6 protein-coding genes are annotated in these 7,104 nt (G+C 69.6%); all 6 read right to left on the reverse strand.

Annotation, left to right across the window (positions count from 1 at the left end; genetic code table 11):
• Positions 1–5 precede the first annotated feature (5 nt).
• Positions 6–1,217, reverse strand: coding sequence for an ABC transporter substrate-binding protein (locus tag ABD848_RS16680; RefSeq protein ID WP_344972955.1), 1,212 nt, complete (start codon positions 1,215–1,217; stop codon positions 6–8).
• 8 nt (positions 1,218–1,225) lie between these two features.
• Entirely contained in the window at positions 1,226–2,377 is a 1,152-nt protein-coding gene (locus tag ABD848_RS16685) for an ABC transporter ATP-binding protein (protein WP_344972957.1), read from the reverse strand.
• Positions 2,378–2,653: 276 nt separating this feature from the next.
• Positions 2,654–3,427, reverse strand: a complete 774-nt coding sequence (locus ABD848_RS16690; protein ID WP_344972959.1) for a crotonase/enoyl-CoA hydratase family protein — start codon at positions 3,425–3,427, stop codon at positions 2,654–2,656.
• Between the two features lie 12 nt (positions 3,428–3,439).
• Entirely contained in the window at positions 3,440–4,213 is a 774-nt protein-coding gene (locus ABD848_RS16695; RefSeq protein ID WP_344972961.1) for an SDR family NAD(P)-dependent oxidoreductase, read from the reverse strand.
• Positions 4,214–4,366: 153 nt separating this feature from the next.
• Complete coding sequence (locus ABD848_RS16700; RefSeq protein ID WP_344972963.1) at positions 4,367–5,416, reverse strand: ROK family glucokinase; 1,050 nt, start codon at positions 5,414–5,416, stop codon at positions 4,367–4,369.
• A gap of 33 nt (positions 5,417–5,449) precedes the next feature.
• Positions 5,450–6,274, reverse strand: a complete 825-nt coding sequence (locus ABD848_RS16705) for a hypothetical protein (RefSeq protein WP_344972965.1) — start codon at positions 6,272–6,274, stop codon at positions 5,450–5,452.
• Positions 6,275–7,104: the final 830 nt, after the last annotated feature.

Raw genomic sequence — 7,104 nt, forward strand, 5'->3', positions numbered from 1 at the left:
AGGCGTCACGCCTGGGTGACGGCGAGGAACAGGGAGGTGAACCGCTGCGACTCGCCGGCCGGTAGTGGCACGTAGTTGTGCAGTTGGGCGTAGTCCCGTTCGGTGGGAAACACCAGCGGGCTCTGGGCGAGGCGTTGCAGGGATCGCCGCCGCTCTGCCGAGGCCGCGCGCGCCCGCTCCTCGACGACGCGCTGGGCCTGGGGCACCGGGGCGACGTAGGTGATGTACTCGGCCAGTTCGGCGGCGACCTCAGGAGTGTAGAGGAAGTCCATGAGGGTGATCGCGTCCACGGGGTTCTTGGCGGTGATGGGGATGACCATGTTGTCGGTCCAGATCGTGGCCCCCTCCCGGGGGATCACGAACCGCAGGTTGGCGCCTTCGACGGTGTTCTGCTGGAAGACGTCGCCCGACCAGGCCATGCTCAGCCAGAGCTCGCCGCTGGTGAGCGGCTGGATGTAGTCCTGCTGGTAGTAGGCGCGCACGATACCGCGGTCGCGCTGCCGGGTGAGCGCTTTGGCGGCGTTCTCCCAGTCGGTGGGGGTGGAATCGGCCGGGGCTACACCGTTGCGCAGCAGGGCGACGTTGGCGATCTCTTGCGGGGACCCCAGCATGCCCACCCGGCCGGCGAAGGCCGGGTCCCACAGGTCGTCGAACGAGGTGATCTCGCGGCCGACGAGATCGGGGTGGTAGGCGATGCCGGTGATGCCGGAAGCGTAGGGGACGCTGAAACGGTTTCCGGGGTCGTAGGAGGTGTGCTTGTAGCGGTCGGCGCCGTACTGGGCGTAGGTGGACAGCAGCTCGTGGTCGAGCGGGGCGAGATGGCCCAGCGCTTTGAGCCGGTTGAACTCCAGGCCGTTGGTGATGACCATGAGGTCGGCGCCGATATCGACCCCCTCGGCCAACAACGGTCGGATTCGGCCGAACCAGGAGGCGTTGTCCTGAATGGTCTCGTCGTAGTCGACGGTGATACCGGTGCGCTGCCGGAACAGGGTGAGCGGGGTTCGCTGCGGGTCCATGTACAACGGCCAGTTGGCGAACCGGAGGTGACCGTTGCGGCTGCGACCCGCCCAGTACCGCTCGGGGGAGACGGGCTCGATGGTGCGGCCCTCGATAGCGCACCCCGCCAGCGTCGACGCCGCGGCTAGGCCGCTGTAACGCAACAGGTCACGGCGACTGTGGCGGGCGGGGCGCGGGGAGGGCGCGCCGTGGTCATCCATTCCGGGGCCTACCGGGGCAGGACGTAGGCGTGTTCGCCGCGCCAGGACAGCCACACGGTGTCGCCGCGTTCGGCGATGTTGCCGGCGTTGGCGGTGTTTTGGCGGTGGGCCACGATCTCGGTGCCCTGACCGACGTCGACGGTGTAGTGAGTGCTCGCTCCCAGGTAGACGATTTCGCGCACAGTGCCGGACAGCCGGTCAGTGGCGGTATCGGGCTCGGTCGTGCTGAGGCTGATCTTCTCAGGGCGGATCGTGACGTGCAGCCGGGCCCCCTCGGGGGCGTGGCTACGCACCCGCAGGCGCCGGCCGGCTCCGATGTCGAGGAGAGCGTGTTCGACCCCCTCGCGGTCCGCCACCACCCCGGCGAGCAGGTTGGAGGTGCCGAGGAATCCGGCGACGAAGGCGGTGGCGGGGCGCTCGTAGATCTCGGCGGGAGGAGCGAGCTGTTCGACGGTTCCCGCGTTCATGACGGCGATGCGGTCGGACAGGGCGAGCGCTTCGCTCTGGTCGTGAGTGACGTGGACAAAGGTGAGGCCCAGCTCGCGTTGGATGCGGGTGAGTTCGGTGCCCATAGTCTGGCGCAAGTTGCGGTCGAGGGCACCGAGCGGTTCGTCCAGCAGGAGCGCGCTGGGGCGGTTGACCAGCGCGCGGGCGAGCGCGACGCGCTGCTGCTGACCTCCGGAGAGGTGGCCGGGCTTGTGGCCGGCCCAGGCGTCGAGTTCGACGAGGTCCAGCATCTCGCGGACCCGCCGCTTGACCTCTGCTCGGGCAAGGCGCTTGCGCTGGAGCCCGAAGGCGACGTTGTCGACGACGGTCATGTGGGGGAACAGGGCGTAACTCTGGAAGACCATGTTGACGTCGCGCCGGTGCGGTGGCCGATCGGTGACCTCGGCGCCGGCCAGGCGCACAGTCCCGGAGGTGGGGGTCTCGAAGCCGGCGACGAGGCGAAGGACAGTGGTTTTACCGCAGCCCGACGGCCCCAGCAGGGAGAGGAACTCGCCGCGTTCGACGGCGAGGTCGACGCCGCGTACGGCGGTGACGACCCCGGCGCGGGAGCGGTAGATCTTGGTGAGGTGCTCCAGACCAATGGCGGGCGGGGTCGCCGAAGGCGCGGCATCGGTAGTGCGGGAGGGGGAAGGCTGCTCGCCGGTGGTCGCCATCGCGTTGCCCCTGTCAGTCGACGTCGCCAGCCGCTGCGGGGACGTTAGGGCCGCTGTACCCCACCGAGGGGGCAGGGGGTGGCCTCGCTCTCGTCCCGGATACCAGACTGCCAGGTTTCCCCTTGTGAAGGGGAGTATGGGCGTGACGGGCCCGCGGGCGAGCGGGACGCTGCGACGCCGGCCGGCAGGCCCCTCCCCGGAAGGCGTGGCCGGGGAAGGGCCGAGCGCGGCCCGCGGTGAGGAGGCGACGCGCGGGCCGGACCGTGCGAACGCGGGTCAGGCGCCCTTCCAGTCGGGTTGGCGTTTCTCAGCGAAGGCGGCGGCGCCCTCCATGGCGTCTTGGCTGCTGAAGACCGGGGCCGTGATCTCCTCTTGGCGCTGCCACTGTTCGTCGCTGGACCAGTCGTCGGACTCGACGATGACGCGCTTGGAGGCGGTGATCGCCAGTGGAGCGTTGGCGGCCACTCGTGCGGCCAGCTCGTGGGCTCCTTCCAGGGCGCCGCCGCTGGAGGTGAGCCGGTTGACCAGGCCGAGTTCGGCGGCGCGGGTGGCGGGCAGGAAGTCTCCGGTAAGAGCGAACTCCATGGCGATGTTGCGCGGGATGCGGTGCTGCAACCGCAGCAGGCCGCCGCCGGCGGCAACGAGGCCGCGCTTGACCTCGGGGATGCCGAATGTGGCGTCCTCGGCCGCCACGACCAGGTCGCACGCCAAGACCGCTTCAAACCCGCCGGCGAGCGCATATCCCTCGACAGCGGCGATGAGCGGTTTGCGCGGCGGGCGCTGCGCAAAGCCGCCGAAACCGCGGTCGCCGACGGTGGGCATGTCGCCTTCGAGGAAGCCCTTCAGGTCCATACCGGCACAGAACGTGCCGCCGGCCCCGGTGATGATGCCGATTCTGAGGTCGGGCCGCGCGTCGAGGTCGTCCAGGGCCTTGGCGATGCCTTGGGCCACCGCGCCATTGACGGCGTTCTTGGCACGGGGCCGGTTGATGGTGATGACAGCGACACCGTCCGCTGCGGTGTAGTGAACCTCTTCGGTTGCCTCAGACATGACTGCCCTCTCCTATTTCGGTGGCATGCGCAGGCCGCCGTCCAAGCGGACGACTTCGGCGTTGAGGTAGTCGATTTCGATGAGAGCGCGGGCGAGCTGACCGAACTCTTCGGCGGTGCCCAGTCGCTTGGGGAAAGGCACCGGCGCCGCCAGTTGCTGCTTGAACACCTCGGCGTCGTCCCCCTTGCCGTAGATGGGGGTGTCAAGGATGCCGGGTGCGATGGTGTTCACCCGAACACCGATGGCCGCGAGGTCACGGGCGGCAGGGACGGTCATACCGATGATGCCTCCCTTGGACGAAGAGTAGGCGATCTGGCCGATCTGCCCCTCGATCCCCGCTAGCGACGCGGTGTTGACGATGACGCCGCGCGCGCCGTCGGGGCCGACAGGTTCGGTCTTGCCCATGGCAGCCGCGGCGATGCGCAGCACGTTGAACGTCCCGATCAGGTTGACGTCGATGACTTTCCGGTAGGACGCCAGGTCGTGGGGGGTGCCCTGCCGGTCGACGGTGCGGTTAGCCCAGCCGATCCCGGCGCAGGAGACAGCTACCCGCAGCGGTTTGCCAGTGTCGACCGCCGCTTGGACTGCGGCCTGGACCTGCTCCTCGTCGGAAACGTCGGTGGACACGAAAACCCCGCCGAGGTTCTTGGCCAACTCCTCGCCGCGCTCGGCGTTGAGGTCAGCGATGATCACGGTCGCTCCGGCGGCAGCCAACTCTTTGACAGTGGCCTCGCCCAGCCCGCTCGCACCCCCGGAAACGAGGGCGGCAACTCCATTCAGCTCCATGACCGGCACTCTACAGATCAGACCCCACCCAAACTAGAACGGGGTTCGGTCGGTGGGCGGTGACGTGCCACACCGGCGCACGCCCGATCACCGACGCGCGGGGGCGGGAGCGCAGCCCAGGAGAAACGGTAGCTGGGGAAGACCGCGCGTTCCTCAAGCGCGGGCCAGGAAGCGCGGGCGAGGCAACCGCGCCTGCCTCCGGCCCTGCCGCCAGCGCGGCAAGGCGTCGCGAGCGAGATCGGCGGCGCCGATGATCCCGGCCTCGTTGCTCAGCGCGGCGGTGACAACCTGGGCTTCGGGGCGGTGGCCACGTCCGGTCAAGTGGCGGCCAAGGGCTGTTCGCGCCGGGGCGAGGAGGAGCTCGCCGGCCGCCGATACCCCGCCGCCGATGATGAACAACTCCGGATCGAAGGCGGCGGCCAGGTTAGCCAGCCCTACACCGAGCCAGGTTCCGACATCCTCGAACAGTTCGGTGCAGGCACGGTCGCCCTCGCGCGCGAGCTCGGTGACCATCGGACCGGTGATACGGGCGGGCTCGCCGCCGGCGGCCTGGAGCAGCCCGCGAGCCACCGGGGACTCGGCCAGCGCCAACTCCCGAGCCTCCCTGGTGAGCGCGTTACCGCTGGCGTACTGCTCCCAGCACCCCCGGTTACCGCACTCGCAGCGGTGCCCGTTGGGCACCACGAGCATGTGACCGAACTCGCCGGCCAGGCCGTTGCGCCCGCGCTGGAGCACGCCGTCGACGACGATCGCACCGCCGATGCCGGTACCGAGGTTGACGACCACGACGTCGCTGGCGTCGCGCCCCGCGCCCGCACACACTTCGGCCCACGCCGCGGCGTTGGCGTCGTTTTCCACCACCACGGGAAGACCCAAGCGCGTGCGCAGCGCGTCGCGCAGCGGCTCATCCCGCCACGACAGGTGGGGGGCGAACAGCACGTTGGCGCGTTGCTCGTCCACGAAGCCGGCTGCCCCCACCCCCACGGCGTTGACCGGGTAGTCCAGGCGCAGCTTCGCCACGAGTTCGGCGATGGTGTCCTCGACGATCTTCGGGCTCTTACTGCGGTGCGGGGTTTCCAGGCGCGCCCGCGCCAAGACCCGGCCCGCGGGTGTGACAACGCCGGCGGCGACCTTGCTGCCGCCGATGTCGACACCGATCGTCAGCCCCCGCTGGTGGCGGCTGGAGCCTCTGGTTAATGCCATGACACCTGCAACCCTATGGGAACAATCCTCTCCTCAGGCTCGGGGCGCACCGGGGGCCGGCTGCGGCGCGTGCGCCACGGGAGGCAACTCGACTTGAGGCTCGGCGATAAGGTCATGACGGCCGGCGATCATCTCCTGGAACCGGATCTTGAGTCGGATGATGGGCCGGCGTAGCCGCTCGTCGCGGTGCACAGCCAGCGTGAGCGTGCGCGAGCCCGGTTGGTAGCGCCAGCGCGCCCAAGGAGAACCTGGCACGGCCAGGCGCGCCGCGGCGACCAGCGATATCACCGGCACGAACACGCCCGCCAGCCCCGTCCAGATCTTGCCCTTGAGCAGACTCACCACCGAACCGGCAAGGTTCACCAGAGCGAGCGCGACAAGGCCGACCTCGACGACGCCGTCCCGGGGACCGCCGTGGGTGATCTCGTCCCACCCGAAGGGGCGGATGCCGATGAGGAGGATGCCGGACAGGGCGACGGCGACGAACACCGCATCGACCGAGGTGCGCCCCTTCTCGGTCCAGTAGACGTCGCGGAGATGCAAGATGAGGGCGAACTCGTCGAGGACGAGCGCGGCCCCCAAACCGAACAGAGCCGCCGCGACAATGATGGGCCACCCGTCGCGTTCGGTCACGAGCAGGGCGGCGACACCGCCCAACAGCATGAAGGCGATCCCGAACACCACATGGTGGATATGCAGTTCACCGGCGCGGACGTTACCCGGCCACCAGCGCACCTTAGCGCGGATCAGACGCACGCTCAGCCGGATGAGCAGGAAGCCGACCACGAAGGCCACGAAGAAGCTGAACAGCGGTAACCGACCGGTGGCAACAACGTGAGCGGTGAACCATGCGGCCATATGTCTCTTCCCGCCCCGCGCGCGTGGAGTGCGCGGGGCTTGCCCTTCGAGTCTGGAGAGCGGGTCGGCAGCGAAAGAAACAACGCGCCCCTGCCCGATTATGCCCACACGATGAGGGAGCCGCGTCACACCCATGAGGAGGTTTCCCGATACCGATGGTGTGCGCTGGACGAACCGTAACCGAACCGGCCGGGGAGGACAGCGAGGGGCGGAAGGTAAGGGCGAGCGATGGGGAGAGGGGCTGCGTGTCGGTGGTGTGCGCTGGGGAGGCGGCGAAGGCGAACGGTGAGTGGGGGAGGTGGGGTGGAGGTGGGGTGGAGGTGGGGGCGGCGCCGAGGTAGATCCGGCGGGTGGGATCGCCCGTGGGGGTGCTGGTGGCGGGGGCGGGTGGTGGCTCGGGCCTCGTTGTCGGTGCTGCCGATTCGGGCTGGGGGTGGCGACGGGAGGCGGCGACAGCAGCCGGTGGGTGGGGAGTTCGGAGACCGCCACTGTGCACTGGGGTTTCCGACGGCGACGCAGGGCGGCGAAGGCGGCCGGCGGGTGGGGTGGCGGGGTGGTGATCGCCCGTGGGGGTGCTGGTGGCGGGGGCGGCTAGTGGCTGGGGCCTCGAGTTGTCGGTGCTGCCGATTCGGGCTGGGGGTGGCGACGGGAGGCGGCGACAGCAGCCGGTGGGTGGGGAGTTCGGAGACCGGTGCTGTGCGTTGGGGGCCGGTGGCGACGTTGGGCGGTGAGGGTAAGTGGTGGGTGGGGGTGGTGGCGGGGTGGTTTCGGTTGGGGGTGGGTCTGTGCACGGTGGGAGAGGGGCGGTGGTCGGGGCATGATCGCCACGA

The sequence above is a fragment of the Salinactinospora qingdaonensis genome (assembly GCF_039539445.1).
Classification (GTDB): domain Bacteria; phylum Actinomycetota; class Actinomycetes; order Streptosporangiales; family Streptosporangiaceae; genus Salinactinospora; species Salinactinospora qingdaonensis.

Coding starts and splice junctions, on each gene's coding strand:
- ABD848_RS16680 (WP_344972955.1), bottom strand. CDS start 1,217: ATGGATGACCACGGCGCGCCCTCCCCGCGCCCCGCCCGCCACAGTCGC.
- ABD848_RS16685 (WP_344972957.1), bottom strand. CDS start 2,377: ATGGCGACCACCGGCGAGCAGCCTTCCCCCTCCCGCACTACCGATGCC.
- ABD848_RS16690 (WP_344972959.1), bottom strand. CDS start 3,427: ATGTCTGAGGCAACCGAAGAGGTTCACTACACCGCAGCGGACGGTGTC.
- ABD848_RS16695 (WP_344972961.1), bottom strand. CDS start 4,213: ATGGAGCTGAATGGAGTTGCCGCCCTCGTTTCCGGGGGTGCGAGCGGG.
- ABD848_RS16700 (WP_344972963.1), bottom strand. CDS start 5,416: ATGGCATTAACCAGAGGCTCCAGCCGCCACCAGCGGGGGCTGACGATC.
- ABD848_RS16705 (WP_344972965.1), bottom strand. CDS start 6,274: ATGGCCGCATGGTTCACCGCTCACGTTGTTGCCACCGGTCGGTTACCG.